Source organism: Ligilactobacillus sp. WC1T17, from assembly GCA_900110005.1.
In the GTDB taxonomy this organism is placed as follows: Bacteria; Bacillota; Bacilli; order Lactobacillales; family Lactobacillaceae; genus Ligilactobacillus; species Ligilactobacillus ruminis_A.
This window is the reverse complement of the sequence record FOCC01000001.1, coordinates 155859-170665: the sequence shown is the minus strand read 5'-3', so window position 1 is coordinate 170665 and position 14807 is coordinate 155859. Positions and strand designations below refer to the sequence as shown.

Sequence of the window (14807 nt, the reverse complement as noted above, 5' to 3'; positions counted from 1 at the left end):
CCAAGCACCCTGATTACATTGACCGCAAGGCATTTAAAATAATCGCCAAGACATACCCTGCATAACAAAGTGCACAAACACCCACTAAACTTAACAGATAACCACTAATTTTCTTATCTTGTTTCACTAAATTAATGCCAAAACCTAAAGCGCAAATGCCAATTACAGCACCAAAAATAATCAACCAAATTCCCATAACCATTACACCTCTTTTAAATGACCTTTATCTAATTTCAATACGCGTGAAAATTTTTCGGAGAACGATATATCATGTGTTACGGTTATCACCGTACTTCCCGCCTGAGCGCGCTGTTTCAGCAAATCATATACTAAATCGACGTTGTGTTTATCCAAAGCTGCTGTTGGTTCATCAGCCAAAATAATTGGGGGCTTTTTTATCAAAGCACGCGCTATCATTAAGCGCTGTTTTTGCCCCCCAGATAAAAATTTAATTGGCTTCTGAGCAAAACATTCAGAAATTTCTGCTACCGTATCTCCTAGAGTGATACGTAAATAAAATTCGGATTTGAATTGTTCATACATATGATAGTAATAAATCAATGATATAACCCCAGATAAAGTCACTACTATACACCTAACAGTCACTATAGAACCAGCAAAATTACCCAGTCTGTTTCCAAACACAATCGACATCATTAGTGCCAAAAAAAAACTCAACAATACTGTTTTAAACAAATTGCCTTTTGTCCAATACCTTGTGATTATTTTCATATTACTTAATTAAATCCATAATGAAAGACGGTTCGCTGCTTGCGTCCTGAAACAAGGCTGTCTGTACAACTTCCTGTCGCACTAACCTTAACTGTTTTCTTTTGCTTATAAGGTTTTCTATAATATCCTGTAGTAACATATTTTACGGTTCTACCGTTTCTAACATATTTAAACCACCCTTTGCGAACACCAGTTCTTGCAGGATAAAACCAAACGCGACCCGTATAAATAAATTGCCCTTTTTCTGTAGTAGATGCTCCTTTAAGATTATTACCAAAAGAAGTCGTTTTATTCAAATAACTAGCGTGAACATTTATCTCAGACATATTAAAAGTAGTTCCCGCTACAAACAACAACCCCATGATTAGCATAATTTTTTTCATATCTGCTCCTCCTTTTACCTTTCATTGTAGCACCGTTTCCTTTTTACCGCTTTTTTTGTTTTAAACGTCCATTTTTTTGTCTTAAACGTCACCACTTTTACTCATAGACAAAAAAACGCGCTGCTAAATACAACGCGGTTTACAATTTTAAGAATGCCTTTTAAGGACGATAATCCTTATCAATAATCAGTACTGGTTTAATTGTCTTGCCCGAAACAGAATCCTGGTTAGCTTGATTGATATCTTCAAAATCATAGAATTTTTCAGTCTTATCGAAGTCAAACCAGCCTAACTTGTAGAATTCAATCAAGCGTGGAATATCTACTTGAGGAATAGAATCACCCATGTTGACACCGACAACTTTCTTATCGCCAACGCAAAGGTCGTTCCAGGTTGAAAGTTCAACTAAATGTGGGGTCACCGCAATCGCTGCGCAAGTCCCGCCTTGAGCTAAAGCATCAACCCCGTTCTTGATAACAGCTGGCAAACCAGTGGTATCAACGGTCCAATCAACCCCATAGCCGCCTGTTAATTCGCGAATCTTAGCTACTGGATCTTCTTTACTGTTGATTGTATCAGTTGCGCCTAATTCTTTAGCAAGTTCCAACCGTTCTGGCACAATGTCCACAGCAATAACCTTAATGCAGCCTGAAATGCGTCCTGCCATCATAGCAGCCAAGCCCACGGCACCAGTCCCAAAGACGGCAATCGTGTCGCCTGGACGTGGCTTCAAAGTATTGAAGACTGTACCTGAACCGGTAACATAGCCGCAGCCCAAAGGTCCTAATTTACGCAAATCAAGATTGTTATCAACCTTAACCGCATTACGTTGGTCAACAACGGTTGTGGTGGTAAATGATGATTGGTTAAACATATTAGCTACATTATGCCCATCTTCAGTAAATTGATAATCACCATCTGGTCTAATACCTGACAAATTATAATCAGCATAATTGCGACATTGAGTTGGCACACCTTTCAAGCAATTATCACAAGAGCCGTCAGCATAAAATGACAAGATAACGTGATCGCCTGGTTTAAAACGGGTAACAGCACTCCCGACTTTTTCAACAATTCCGGCACCTTCATGTCCTAAAACAATTGGCCAGGAAATTGCCGCATCGCCCTTTCTGAGGGCTTCGTCAGAGTGACAAATACCTGATGCTACCATGTGGATTTGCAAATCAGTTGGTCCGACATCATGAAGCTCGATGTCGTCTTTAATAGTAAATGGTTGACCTTTTTCTTCTACAACAGCTGCTTTAATCTTCATAATAATCCGCCTCTCTTGTTAACGCTTTCATTTAATTACATGATTATCTTAATCGACTAATTTCTATTTGTCAAATATTTATCTTCAGCTTTTTTAGTTAATTTATAAGTTATAATTAAGTAAGCTTTAGTATTATGTAAACTTTTGGCAAAAATTTCACACCTGAAGCTCAAATTGACAACATAAATTTGTCATACTAATAATTAGACTTAGAAAGGGCGATTTTTATGCAAAAAAAGCATTTTGCTTGGCTTTTAGCGGTTATCGCACTCTTGTTTTGCTTCACCAGGCAAACAACTGCACAAGCTAAAACCACGAATTATCAAATTAATAATAACCAAATTAATGTCTACCTTAAAAAAAATGGCAATGCCAAAGTGGTTCAAACCGTCAGCTACCAGTTAAATGCCAATCGGCTTTACCTCGCTTTACCGCTAAATATTACGGGTGCTTCCAGCATGCCTAAAATAAGCGTTAGCCAAAATAATAAAAAATTAAAACAGTCTGATTCGCATCAGCGCAGAACATTTACCAAAACACAGACCAAAAATATGGTCAATATTGTTAGTTACGGTAACTACAAAAAGGGTACTGTCACCCTCAAATATACTTATACCCTGAATCATTTAGCGATAAATTACAAAGATTGCGCTAGTATCAATTGGTCTTTAATAACTAAAAAGATGGGGATTCAGCCCAAAAAAGTCAGTGTAAAATTCATCTTGCCGCAAAAAAATGTCAAGTTTTTGCGTCTTTGGCACCATGGTAATGTCGGCGATACCAATACCATCGTCAATAACACCAAAGGTACAGCTCAAATTACTTCGACCAATAATCCAGCCAAATTCAGCTTACGCTTGCGCTTACTGATGCCAGTCAAGGTCACAAGTACAAACACCAATGTCATTAAGCGCGATACCCGCGAGTTGATTGAACGCTATGAAGATGAGCAGGCTGCAAAAATTAAAGCTCAAAATGAACAAAAGAAGACCACTCTAAACTTAATTAGTTATGGTTTATTAATTTTAACGACATTTTCGTTTGTAGGCTGGTTCATCCATCTTTTGCGCCATCCTTTAAAGGGCAAAGCTGTCATGCCTGATGTAATTGCTACTTTTGCAATTCCAAAATTACCGGCTGAATTTGCTGAAGTCATCATGACCGATAAAAAGCCTACCCCACGCGCATTTGCTGCCTACCTGCTTGAACTGGCAGCAAATAAAAAAGTGACGATTGAAACGGTGCCTAACACCCGAAATGATTTTTCTATCAAATTGGCTGACAAGAGTATCTTAAACAATAATAATCTGCTTAAAATGCTCTTTGGCAGTGTCGGATCTAAGGGAAAATTCAATCTCAAAGATTTGGAAAATTTCTCCAAAGATGAAAAACGCCGTAAGTTATTAGCCGAAAACTTTGATCAGTGGGCTAAAGTTACCTTTGACCGCGCTCGTAAAACAAACTACTTTGATGTTAAAGCCAACCGCAGCGCCCATTTGACCGCTATTTGGTGTCTAGCCAATATTCCTTTAACGGCAGCATGTGTCTGCTTATTCTTAAACCAGCTTTATATTGCAATTCCGGTTGTCTTAGTTATGCTTTTAAGCGGCATCTTACTATCTAAACTTTACAGCAAGCGGGAAACCTATACGCAAAAAGGGATTGCGATGCGTTACCGGTTATTATGTTTAAATCAAGGATTTGCCACCATTAAACAAACCGTCTTGGCACCTTTAAAAGAGCAGGTTTTACATGAGGAATTGGTGCCTTATTCCATTGTTTTCGGCTCATCGCGCAACACCATCCAAGCTTTAAAGATTAATTTTCCAGCTAAAAGACTGCAGCTGGTCTTTGAAGCCTACTACTTCCCAGTCTTTATCTTTTCTGACGGTGAATATGCGGCCGCTTTATCTGAAGGATTAGTGAACGCTATTGCCCCTAAAAAAGCAGCTGAATTAAACACTGAAGATGATAAAGCTGTAAAATTCAAAAAGAAGCTGTTCAATAAATTACGTGAACAAAACCAGCAAAAATAAAAAAGAGTTCCTTAATAGGAACTCTTTTTTTGACTCCAAAGGTGTACTGCGTAGTCGGGCTTGGGCTCATAGGCTTTTAGCGCTAAGACTGGCTAAAGCCATACTGCGACGTTAGGGCAAGCTTAGCTTACGAAGCTTAACCGCCAAGAAAAGCGCCCTTGTTTCACGTGAAACAAAAAGCGATTTATTTGAATCGCTTTTGCTTTTAATCATTAACCTTAGCAATCTTTCCTTGTTCAATATAAACAGCCAAAATAGCTAAATCGGCTGGATTGACCCCACTGATACGGCTGGCTTGTGCCATGGTTTCTGGTTGAATCTTGGTCAGTTTTTGCACAGCTTCAGTAGCCAGACCTTCAATCGCACTGTAATCAATCCGATCAGGAATCTTCTTGGCTTCCATCCGCTTCAATTTATCAATTTGTGCATATTCCTTCTTGATATAGCCGGAATATTTATATTGAATTTCAATTTGTTCAATGACGTGCCGATCCAATTCTTTGGCTGGTGCCGGAATGAATTGCAGCAAGTCTTGATAGCTGACATATGGGCGACGTAAGAAATCACTAGCCAAAACACCGTCTTTTAAAGGACGGTCGCCGTGAGCTTCAATATAAGCATCAATTTCTTTGCCCGGCTTAATCCGAATGGATTCTAAGCGGGCTTCTTCATCTTTAATAGCCTGCTTTTTAGCTAAGAATTTTTCGTAACGTTCATCTGAAATCAAACCAATTTCATGTCCCAATTCAGTCAACCGCAAGTCAGCATTATCGTGACGCAAAATTAACCGGTATTCGGCCCGACTCGTAAGCAAACGGTAAGGTTCGTTGGTTCCTTTAGTAACTAAATCGTCAACCATAACCCCAATGTAAGCATCGCTGCGTTTGAGGACAATTTCTTTCTTACCTAAAGCATGGCGGCCTGCATTAATACCGGCAAGCATCCCTTGACCAGCGGCTTCTTCATAACCAGAAGTACCGTTCGTTTGTCCTGCGGTATATAAGCCTTTAACCAGTTTAGTTTCCAAGGTTGGACGTAATTGATAAGGATCAACGACATCATATTCAATGGCATAACCGGGGCGCATCATTTGGGCATGTTCCAAACCGGCAATTGAATGTACCATCTTCAATTGGATTTCTTCTGGCATTGATGTCGATAAACCTTGAATATAATATTCATCGGTATTGCGCCCTTCCGGTTCAACAAAAAGCTGGTGGCGCGGCTTATCGGCAAAACGCACAATCTTGGTTTCAATTGATGGGCAGTAACGGGGGCCAACCCCTTCAATTGCCCCAGTGTACATTGGAGCCCGATCCAAATTATCCGTGATGAACTTGTGGGTAACTTCATTGGTATAAGTCAGCCAGCATGATAATTGCTTTTTAACATCCAAGTAATCCTCATCATTACTCTCATAGCTAAATAAGTGTGGTTCCTTATCTCCAGGCTGTTCTTCTGTCTTATCATAGTCAATGGTATTGCCGTCAACCCGAGGCGGTGTCCCGGTCTTGAACCGTTTCAGCTTAAAGCCTAATCGCTCCAAATTTTCAGATAATTTGATAGCTGGTTGAGTATTATTAGGGCCAGAAGAATACATCAATTCCCCAATAATAATCTTGCCTCTAGCAGCCGTCCCTGTTGTCAAAACAACAGCTTTAGCACCATAGCAAGCACCGGTATTGGTTACGACCCCTTTAATTACACCGTCTTCAACCAGCAAATCGTCAACAATCCCTTGACGCAAAGTCAAATTTTTTTCTTTTTCCAACGTATGCTTCATTTCAATGGAGTATAAGCGCTTATCGGCTTGCGCCCGTAAAGCTCTCACAGCTGGACCTTTACCCGTATTTAACATCCGCATTTGAATGTAGGTTTTATCGGTATTGCGACCCATTTCACCGCCTAAAGCGTCTACTTCACGCACAACAATTCCTTTAGCCGGTCCACCTACCGCTGGGTTACATGGCATAAAGGCCACCATTTCCAAATTAATAGTAATCAGTAAGGTCTTGTTACCCATCCGGCTAGCAGCTAAAGCGGCTTCACAACCCGCATGTCCGGCACCAACAACAATAACATCATAATCTTCTGCTTGATAACGATTTCCGAATTGCAAAATCTTTCCTCCTATTTGCCTAAACAGAATTGACTGAATAATTGATCTAATAATTCGTCTTCGTAACTGTCACCTGTAATTTCGCCCAGTAAATTCCAGGCTTGGGTCATATCAATTTGCACCAAATCAACCGGCATTCCCAAAGCAATCCCATCTAAAACGGCTTCCAGGGATGCTTGCGCCTTTTTCAACAAGGCAATATGCCGGGCATTAGTTACCATGACCGTACCTTGTGAATTTTCAATGCCGCCAAAGAACAAGTCCGCAATTTGCGCTTCTAACAAATCGAGACCATCTTGCTTCAACACCGATGTTTCGCAGACTGGCGTGTCTTTTAACAACTCTTTTAAGCTTGCCTTGGAAATTTTGGCTGGAAGGTCAGTCTTATTTAAAATAACAATGCGTTTTTTATCCTTGGTCAAATCTAGCAATTGCTGATCTTCTGCGGTCAACTCTTCGGCTGCATTCAGCACTAATAAAACCAAATCGGCTTGTTCAATTGCTTGGCGGGACCGTTCAACCCCAATTTTTTCGACTTTATCCTCTGTTTGGCGAATTCCTGCCGTATCAATTAACTTCAACGGCACGCCTCTGACATTGACATATTCTTCAATGACATCACGCGTCGTCCCAGCTACATCAGTAACAATGGCCTTTTCTTCGTGTAAGAGATGGTTTAATAAACTTGATTTACCCACATTCGGTCGCCCAACCAAAGCGGTTGCCAAGCCTTCACGCAAAATTTTGCCCTGCGAAGCCGTCGTTAACAGTTGCTCAATTTGTTTTAAGAGACTTTGAGCTTTTTCCTTTAAAAGTTTAGTGGTCATCGTTTCAACATCATCATATTCAGGATAATCAATGTTAACTTCCACTTGTGCTAAAACGTCCAAAATATCTTGTCTTAAAGCATTAATTAAGTGGGATAAATTACCATCAAGCTGGTTCAAAGCAACTTTCATCGACTTATCCGTTTTGGCCCTAATTAAATCCATCACCGATTCAGCCTGTGTTAAATCAATCCGGCCATGTAAAAAGGCCCGCTTGGTAAATTCGCCCGGTTCTGCCAAGCGCGCACCATTAACTAATAGCAGCTGCAAAATTTGATTAGTCGGCACAATTCCGCCATGACAGTTGATTTCAATGACATCTTCTTTGGTAAAGGTCTTTGGTGCCAGCATTACCGAAACCATCACTTCATCAATTTCTTCACCCGTTTTAGGATCAAGGATATGCCCATAATTAATGGTATGGCTGGAAACCTTGGTCAAATCTTTTCCTTTAAATACTTTATTAGCAATCGCAACAGCTTCTTCACCACTCATTCTGACAATCGAAATTGCCCCCTCGCCAGGCGGTGTGGAAATAGCTGCAATTGTATCAAACTCAGTCACTTGAGCCATCTCAATGTTCTTCCTTTCGTAATTTATCTCATAAAAAAAAGCGCCCCCACGCTGCCGAGACTACGCCTCAAGTCAAACGCGGATAAAGCACTTTCACTACTTCATCGATTAAGATAAGAATGATTAACTATAATATAGAATGATTTATAGAAATTGTCAATCATATTAAATTCACTTGAACACTTTTGCCACAAAAACTGGCAATCTGAATTAAGTCTGCCATAGTTGGCAGCACCTTCCCGGCTTCAATCTGATACAGCTTCTGCAAAGTTATCCCCAATTGCTGTGCCAGTACTTGTTGATTAACATCAAGTTCAGCTTGCAGCCTGTGAATTATCTGTTGATAAGTTATCTTTAAATTAGCTTCCTGCAATTTTTGCCGCTCGCTATAGGTTAACTGTATGCTTTCAATTGGAAAATATTGCGAATAAAGCGGCTTTTTTTCCTGGTCTAGCCTCTTTTTAAGCGCTGCTTCTTTAGCTTCAGCGATTTGCAGATAACTTTTTTCTTGAGCTAAGCGCTGCAAAAACAGCTTGTGGGAAGGAATTGTTTGAGCTGGAGGATATAATAGCGGCTTCTTCATCGTAATTCCTTTCACTTTTTTCTTTTAGCTTAGCAAATTTTATCCACAAAAAAAAGAACCCTTTGTGGATTCTTTCAATTAATCTTATTTGCTTAATTCAGCCATTTTTTTATAAACATCAACCAAATCTTTGGCCAAGTCAATAAAGGTGATGGCATTCATTAAGTGATCTTGTGAATGAACTGTCAGCAAGGTTACCTTAATGTGATTACCCTGTGCTTCTTGCGTTAACATCCCAGTTTGTGTATTGTGGGATTCAACTAATTCTTGATCAGCTTGGTGTAATTTTTCATCTGCTTCAGCAAATTTCCCATCTTTGGCACAGGCCACAGCTTCAACCGCAAAGGCTTTGGCATTGCCGGCATGGATAATTAAACCCATGGTTGTCTGAAGTTGTTCTTCTTCAGTCAAAGTTTTTTCTTCAGCCATTAAAAATCACCCCTATTAAGCGTTTTGCTTCATCAAGTCAATTGCCTGAGCCAAAACTTTTTCACCGTTCATCATGCCGTAAGCAGTCATATCGATGATAGCCATTGGAATATTTGTACCGGCAAGTTTTTGCTTGAATTGAGCTTCCATGTAACGAACTTGAGGTCCTAGCAAAACAACGTTGATGTCTTTTTGAGCTAATTGGTTGTCTGCATCAGAAGCTGATGTTGCAAAGATTTCATAGTCTAAGCCTTGCTTCTTAGCAGCTTCCTGCATCTTGGAAACTAACAAACTTGTACTCATCCCTGCAGCACAGCATAACATAATTGTTTTTTCAGCCATAATAATTACCTCCGTGAAGCCGAATATCGGCTCTTTAATTTATCTACGTTTTTAACCGCTTTCAACAATTAAGTTATAACATATTGGTACAACTTTTGCAAGCGCTATTATTCATTTTTTAGAATATATATTAAAAAGCACAGGTTTCCCTGTGCTTTTCGCTAGTCTAAATCTTCACCATTAGACTTGATAACCTTTTGATACCAGTAGAAGGAGTCCTTCTTCGAGCGTTTCAAAGTACCATTGCCTTCATCATCTTTGTCTACATAAATAAAGCCGTAGCGCTTGGACATTTGACCAGTACCGGCAGAAACAAGGTCAATGCATCCCCATGGGGTATAACCCATTAAATCAACGCCATCCAAGTCAACTGCCTTCTTGACTTCCTGCAAATGAGCGCGCAAGTATGCAATCCGGTAATCATCATGGATGCTGCCATCACTTTCAACTTTATCCACTGCCCCCAAGCCATTTTCCACAATAAAGAGCGGCAAATGATACCGGTCAGTCATCAAATTCATGGCATAGCGCAAGCCGACGGGATCAATTGGCCAATCCCATTCACTGACTTTGACAAATGGATTCTTCACTTCAGCCAATCTTGGATCGGTAAGATCATCTGGAGCCACCTTCTTGGCTGAAACTGTCATCGTGTGATAATAGCTAAAGCCGATATAATCAACTGTGCCTTCTTTTAAAACAACCCGATCTTCGGCTGTAATATCGGGACGGAAGCCCTCGCGTTCAATATAGCTTTCAACATTGCGCGGATATTCTCCCCATACTTGTACATCAGAGAACCAGTTACGCCGTTGATCAGCACGTTGCGCTAACAAAATGTCCTCCGGATCAGAGCTGGCAGGATAAATTGGGGTGAAATTAATCATCGTCCCAATCTTAAAATCAGGGTTAATTTTGTGGCCTTCTTTAACCGCTAAAGCACTGGCTACAACTTCATAATGTGCCGCTTGATACATCTTGGCTTCATTTTCCTTAGGATCATCACCTAATAAAATTCCCGAGTTGGTGCACATCAAAAAATCATTATTAAAAGACGATTGATTATCAATTTCATTGAAAGTCATCCAATACTTAACCTTATCTTTGTAGCGCTTAAAGCACGTTACCGCAAATTTAAGGAAGAAATCAATTACTTTACGGTTGCCAAAACCGCCATAAGCTTCGACTAAGTGGTATGGCATTTCAAAGTGGGCCAAGGTTACCACTGGTTCAATCCCGTATTTGTGGCATTCATCGAACAAATCATCATAGAATTTCAAACCAGCTTCATTTGGTTCTGCTTCATCCCCATTAGGAAAAATACGCGTCCACCCAATCGAGGTTCTAAAACACTTGAAGCCCATTTCAGCAAATAATTTAATATCTTCTTTATAGTGATCATAAAAATCAATTGCTTCATGGTTAGGATAATTCTTGCCGGCAATGACACCTTTGGTAATCTCACGTGGAACCCCATTAGCTCCAGCTGTCATAACATCGGCCACTGAAACGCCTTTGCCATCACGGTCCCAACCGCCTTCTAATTGGTGTGCTGCCACAGCTCCGCCCCATAAAAATCCATCTTTAAATCCCATAAGATAGCCTCCTTTTAGTTGTTAACGTTTACATTTCATCGTAAGTATAATTTGTTGGAACAAATTTGTCAAACATCACTCCATATTTTTTAACCACTTTCTTGAAACTAAATCTCCTAAATTATGTCATTGTTACAAAATAGTTTACTTTCAAAAACTAGATTACAACTTAAAGTGTAAATAAATCCAAAAATATGTATAGTTTTTTTCAATTTTTAACAAAAATGCAAAAAATATATTGTTTGGTACTTTACAAATTTGTACCAACGTTTTAAAATAAAAATGTTAAGAAAAGGAAAACGTTTTCAATTTTGTGCACATTTTTTTCTTAACTTTTTCTATTTTCACACCAAATAAACTAGCTGCATGTCAACTTTGCAATTATTTTTTTATGACACTTACTTATGAAGTTTAACCGCCTTCATCCAGCTGGCATATTTGGCATCAACCTTTAGGGGGTTAATATTATGGCTGAAAAAAATAGTAAGTTTACAGACTTTTTAAATGCAAAAATTTTACCTATCATTGGTAAATTCGCCAATACACGTTTTGTCCGTTCCGTTATGGGCGCCGGCTACAGTGTTATTGCCTTTACTATTGTCGGGTCAATGTTTCTTATCTTGAGTGTTTTGACTCAAGTTATCACTTTCCCAGGTTTTGTTTCATTCTATAACAATACTTTGGGTCGTTTTAATAACTTATATACTGTTGTTTACAACTCAACTTTGGGGATTATTGCCCTCTTCTTCACAGGATCATTTGCCTATAACTTTACGAAGATTTACCGTGATGAAGAAAAATTAGACTTGTCACCTTTGACTGGTGCTTTCTTATCATTCTTTGCTTTGTTCATCACTGTTCCCCAATTAACTTGGAGCAAAGGTGCTGCTCAATTCATCACTGATGCTAAGAGTGGTATCTACGGCGGTTATGGTGTTGGTGGTACAGGTTTAACCAGAATTGGCGCCACTGGTATCTTTACTGGTTTAATCATGGCTACTTTAGCCGTTCAAATCTACCGTTTATGTGTCAAAAAGGGTTGGTCTGTTAAGATGCCAAACTCTGTGCCAAAGGGTGTCGCTGATTCCTTTACTTCTTTGATTCCAGGTTTCTTACTTGCCTTTGTTGTGGTGATTATTGATGCAATTTTAATCATGTGTCACACAGACATCTTCAACCTGCTCTACGTTCCATTCTCATTCGTATCTGGTTTGGTTGATACATGGTGGGGCATCTTGATTATTGTCTTCTTGATTCACTTCTTATGGTTCTTTGGTATTCACGGTGCTACCATCATCACCAGTTTTACTCAAGCCTTCGTTTTGTCAAACATGGCTTCCAACGTTGCTGGCGGTTTCCACATCTATGCCGGTGAATTCAACAATGCCTTCACAACTATTGGTGGTTCCGGCTGTACTTTAGGTGCTGCTTTGTATATGGCATTTATGGCTAAATCAAACCAATTGCATGAATTAGGTAAGGTTGCCATTGTTCCAGGTATCTTTAACATCAACGAACCATTAATCTTTGGTTTGCCAATTGTGTACAATATTGATCTTGTCGTTCCATTTATTTTAGCTCCTATGGCTTCTTCTATGGTCGGCTACTTCGCTATTGCAACCCACTTTGTACCAAAGATTACTGCTCAACAACCATGGCCAACACCTGTAGGCTTGAGTGGTTTCATTGCAACCCAAAGTTTCCAAGGTGCAATTGCCACTATCTTAGCTGCTATCGTTGGTGCCCTTGTTTGGTACCCATTCATTCGTCGCTATGATTTGAAGTTAGCTAAGAAAGAACAAGAAAATCCAGAAGGTTAAACTAAGAGATAAGAGAGGGAGGTCTTTTCAATGAATAAAAAAGACAGTATGAAATTTATGTTTTTCAATCGTTTTTGGGTTTTACGCTATAGCATTGCCATCTTCTTTTTCGCCAATTTCTATTGGATGGTAACAGCTTGGGCTTCTAAGAGTTTAAGTTTAATCATTCCTTTGGTGATGATGTTTTTTGCTTTAGCTGTAGCCATTGAACTGACTTCCAAACTCCACACTAATAAAAGTGAACTACCTCTTACTAAGGCTTTTTACCTGACACAATTGGGGCTTAACCTTTTATTGGTTATCACTTGTTTAACACCTTTATATGACAACGTCTTTCCCTTCTTGAAAAATTCAGGTCAGCTTTTTGTGGAACTAATTTGCGCTATCGGAGCTATCTTATGTCTCTTGTCTTTAGCCAAGATTAAGCAATTAGTTGCTGGGACCGACCGTCAATTGAAGATTATGAAGATGTTTGAAAAAAACAATTAGGGTGCTTTTGGGAGCGGTTATGGGCTGTATGACAAGCTGGACTGCGACGAAGCGGGGCTGTAAGCCCCCGAGGAGTAGTTCCTTGTCACTAAGCCCATGCGATCAAAAGCCCGACTAAATTAGGGTGCTTTTGGGAGCGGTTATGGGCTGTATGACAAGCTGGACTGCGACGAAGCGGGGCTGTAAGCCCCCGAGGAGTAGTTCCTTGTCACTAAGCCCATGCGATCAAAAGCCCGACTAAATTAGGGTGCAATCGTGAGCGCTTATACACCCGTAATAAAAAATGAAACATCTTATAATTGTTAGAAAACAACAATTATAAGATGTTTTTTGCATCGAAAAATCTATATTTGTACTGTTACTAAAATAGGATTTCCGCATCCAAACGGAAATCCTATTTTTGTCTAACTTTTAGCTTTATGTTGCACCCTGTATAGTACGGCAATCACTCACATGAGCCTATAAATAAGCACAACCACCTTGGGGGCTTAACAGCCCCACGGCGGTGTTCGCAGCTTATTTTACGGCTCATAACCGTTCGTGATTGCACCCTGGTGTAGTACGGCTTTGGCTCATAGGCTTTTAGCGCTAAGACTCCACCGCCTTGATGGCTACAGCCATACGGCGTTGGTGGAGCAAGCTTAGCGTACAAAGCCTAAGCATTCGCCAAAGCACCCTGTACATAATTGAAGACTTCTTGGCCGGCGATACCAGCATCACCGACAGCTGTCGTAATCTGACGCAAGAATTTTTGTCTCACATCGCCTACAGCAAAGATACCGGGAATCTTGGTTTGCATATGATCATCTGTGATAATCCAGCCTTGCTCATCTGTAATATCCAAATCTTTAAAGGGTTCAGTCATCGGCGTTGTACCAACATAAATGAACACCCCAGAAGCATCTAAAACTTCTTCTTTGCCGGTAATTTTATTTTTAATCTTAACGCCGGTAACCTTCATCTCATCGCCTAAAATTTCAACCGGCACACTATTCCATGTAAATTTCATCTTATCATTTGCAAAAGCACGGTCTTGCAAAATCTTTTGAGCCCGCAACTGATCACGGCGGTGAACCACGTTAACTTCTTCCACTAAGTTGGCCAAATATAAGCCTTCTTCAATCGCAGAATCCCCCCCGCCAATGACGACAACTTTCTTATTGCGGTAAAAAGCACCATCGCAGACAGCGCAATATGATACACCACGGCCGCTAAATTCTTGTTCCCCGGGAATACCTAATTTACGCGGTTCAGACCCCGTAGCAATCACAACGGCTTTAGCTTCAAAAATGCCATTGTCAGTTTCAACCTGTTTAGTTCCATCAGGCAAAACGTTAATTTTAGTGACACTGCCATATAAAAATTCCGCTCCAAATTGAGTTGAACTTTGATACATTTTTTCAGCTAATTCAGGCCCCATAATGGAGGTAAAACCTGGATAATTTTCAACTTCAGCCGTATTATTCATTTGGCCCCCATAAATTCCACGGTCTAACATCGCTACTTTCAGGTTAGCTCTTGATGCATATAAAGCAGTAGTCATGCCGCCAGGGCCGGCGCCAATGACTAACACATCATATTTTTTCTCTGTCATTTTAAATACCTC

At 40.0% G+C, this 14807-nt stretch carries 14 protein-coding genes; 3 read left to right on the top strand and 11 right to left on the bottom strand.

Going from position 1 to position 14807, the window contains the following annotated elements; translation table 11 throughout:
• Nucleotides 1–13 precede the first annotated feature (13 nt).
• From BMX26_RS00820 to BMX26_RS00805, 4 genes are all read right to left on the bottom strand, one after another.
• Nucleotides 14–196 carry a hypothetical protein gene (locus BMX26_RS00820; RefSeq protein ID WP_143454831.1) on the bottom strand — a complete coding sequence of 61 codons (183 nt, stop codon included), beginning with the start codon at nucleotides 194–196 and terminating at the stop codon, nucleotides 14–16.
• Nucleotides 197–201: 5 nt separating this feature from the next.
• Nucleotides 202–696 (bottom strand): ATP-binding cassette domain-containing protein, encoded by a 495-nt coding sequence (locus BMX26_RS09850; protein WP_412771379.1) that lies wholly within the window; start codon nucleotides 694–696, stop codon nucleotides 202–204.
• A gap of 41 nt (nucleotides 697–737) precedes the next feature.
• Nucleotides 738–1115, bottom strand: a complete 378-nt coding sequence (locus BMX26_RS00810; protein ID WP_075529576.1) for a hypothetical protein — start codon at nucleotides 1113–1115, stop codon at nucleotides 738–740.
• Nucleotides 1116–1275: 160 nt separating this feature from the next.
• Nucleotides 1276–2388, bottom strand: a complete 1113-nt coding sequence (locus BMX26_RS00805) for an NAD(P)-dependent alcohol dehydrogenase (RefSeq protein WP_075529575.1) — start codon at nucleotides 2386–2388, stop codon at nucleotides 1276–1278.
• 227 nt (nucleotides 2389–2615) lie between these two features.
• Here BMX26_RS00805 and BMX26_RS00800 point away from each other — a divergent pair, with 227 nt between their 5' ends.
• Nucleotides 2616–4424: a DUF2207 domain-containing protein gene (locus BMX26_RS00800; protein ID WP_082272412.1), complete on the top strand. Its 1809-nt coding sequence runs from the start codon at nucleotides 2616–2618 to the stop codon at nucleotides 4422–4424.
• 205 nt (nucleotides 4425–4629) lie between these two features.
• On the opposite strand, the gene mnmG is transcribed toward BMX26_RS00800, so the two are convergent.
• The 6 genes from mnmG to BMX26_RS00770 all read right to left on the bottom strand — a co-directional run bounded on the left by mnmG (nucleotide 4630) and on the right by BMX26_RS00770 (nucleotide 10892).
• Nucleotides 4630–6543: a tRNA uridine-5-carboxymethylaminomethyl(34) synthesis enzyme MnmG gene (gene mnmG, locus BMX26_RS00795; RefSeq protein WP_075529574.1), complete on the bottom strand. Its 1914-nt coding sequence runs from the start codon at nucleotides 6541–6543 to the stop codon at nucleotides 4630–4632.
• A gap of 11 nt (nucleotides 6544–6554) precedes the next feature.
• Complete coding sequence (gene mnmE, locus BMX26_RS00790; protein WP_075529573.1) at nucleotides 6555–7943, bottom strand: tRNA uridine-5-carboxymethylaminomethyl(34) synthesis GTPase MnmE; 1389 nt, start codon at nucleotides 7941–7943, stop codon at nucleotides 6555–6557.
• Between the two features lie 160 nt (nucleotides 7944–8103).
• On the bottom strand, nucleotides 8104–8526 hold the full coding sequence (locus BMX26_RS00785) for a helix-turn-helix transcriptional regulator (protein ID WP_075529572.1): 423 nt from the start codon (nucleotides 8524–8526) through the stop codon (nucleotides 8104–8106).
• A gap of 84 nt (nucleotides 8527–8610) precedes the next feature.
• A complete protein-coding gene (locus tag BMX26_RS00780; RefSeq protein WP_180366043.1) occupies nucleotides 8611–8955 on the bottom strand; it encodes a PTS lactose/cellobiose transporter subunit IIA in 345 nt (114 codons plus the stop codon).
• Nucleotides 8956–8970: 15 nt separating this feature from the next.
• The gene (locus BMX26_RS00775) at nucleotides 8971–9297 is read right to left on the bottom strand and encodes a PTS sugar transporter subunit IIB (protein ID WP_075529571.1); all 327 of its coding nucleotides are present in this window, start codon (nucleotides 9295–9297) and stop codon (nucleotides 8971–8973) included.
• Nucleotides 9298–9458: 161 nt separating this feature from the next.
• Nucleotides 9459–10892, bottom strand: coding sequence for a 6-phospho-beta-glucosidase (locus BMX26_RS00770; RefSeq protein ID WP_075529570.1), 1434 nt, complete (start codon nucleotides 10890–10892; stop codon nucleotides 9459–9461).
• 467 nt (nucleotides 10893–11359) lie between these two features.
• Between BMX26_RS00770 and celB the strand changes: the two genes are divergently transcribed.
• On the top strand, nucleotides 11360–12712 hold the full coding sequence (gene celB / locus BMX26_RS00765) for a PTS cellobiose transporter subunit IIC (protein WP_075529569.1): 1353 nt from the start codon (nucleotides 11360–11362) through the stop codon (nucleotides 12710–12712).
• Between the two features lie 30 nt (nucleotides 12713–12742).
• A complete protein-coding gene (locus tag BMX26_RS00760; protein WP_075529568.1) occupies nucleotides 12743–13201 on the top strand; it encodes a hypothetical protein in 459 nt (152 codons plus the stop codon).
• Between the two features lie 655 nt (nucleotides 13202–13856).
• On the opposite strand, the gene trxB is transcribed toward BMX26_RS00760, so the two are convergent.
• Nucleotides 13857–14795, bottom strand: a complete 939-nt coding sequence (gene trxB, locus BMX26_RS00755) for a thioredoxin-disulfide reductase (RefSeq protein ID WP_075529567.1) — start codon at nucleotides 14793–14795, stop codon at nucleotides 13857–13859.
• Between the last annotated feature and the right edge of the window lie 12 nt (nucleotides 14796–14807).

What these genes read in the sequence shown, in the direction of transcription:
- BMX26_RS00820 (WP_143454831.1), bottom strand. Translation starts at nt 196, where the DNA reads ATGGGAATTTGGTTGATTATTTTTGGTGCTGTAATTGGCATTTGCGCT.
- BMX26_RS00810 (WP_075529576.1), bottom strand. Translation starts at nt 1,115, where the DNA reads ATGAAAAAAATTATGCTAATCATGGGGTTGTTGTTTGTAGCGGGAACT.
- BMX26_RS00805 (WP_075529575.1), bottom strand. Translation starts at nt 2,388, where the DNA reads ATGAAGATTAAAGCAGCTGTTGTAGAAGAAAAAGGTCAACCATTTACT.
- BMX26_RS00800 (WP_082272412.1), top strand. Translation starts at nt 2,616, where the DNA reads ATGCAAAAAAAGCATTTTGCTTGGCTTTTAGCGGTTATCGCACTCTTG.
- mnmE (WP_075529573.1), bottom strand. Translation starts at nt 7,943, where the DNA reads ATGGCTCAAGTGACTGAGTTTGATACAATTGCAGCTATTTCCACACCG.
- BMX26_RS00785 (WP_075529572.1), bottom strand. Translation starts at nt 8,526, where the DNA reads ATGAAGAAGCCGCTATTATATCCTCCAGCTCAAACAATTCCTTCCCAC.
- BMX26_RS00780 (WP_180366043.1), bottom strand. Translation starts at nt 8,955, where the DNA reads ATGGCTGAAGAAAAAACTTTGACTGAAGAAGAACAACTTCAGACAACC.
- BMX26_RS00775 (WP_075529571.1), bottom strand. Translation starts at nt 9,297, where the DNA reads ATGGCTGAAAAAACAATTATGTTATGCTGTGCTGCAGGGATGAGTACA.
- BMX26_RS00770 (WP_075529570.1), bottom strand. Translation starts at nt 10,892, where the DNA reads ATGGGATTTAAAGATGGATTTTTATGGGGCGGAGCTGTGGCAGCACAC.
- celB (WP_075529569.1), top strand. Translation starts at nt 11,360, where the DNA reads ATGGCTGAAAAAAATAGTAAGTTTACAGACTTTTTAAATGCAAAAATT.
- BMX26_RS00760 (WP_075529568.1), top strand. Translation starts at nt 12,743, where the DNA reads ATGAATAAAAAAGACAGTATGAAATTTATGTTTTTCAATCGTTTTTGG.
- trxB (WP_075529567.1), bottom strand. Translation starts at nt 14,795, where the DNA reads ATGACAGAGAAAAAATATGATGTGTTAGTCATTGGCGCCGGCCCTGGC.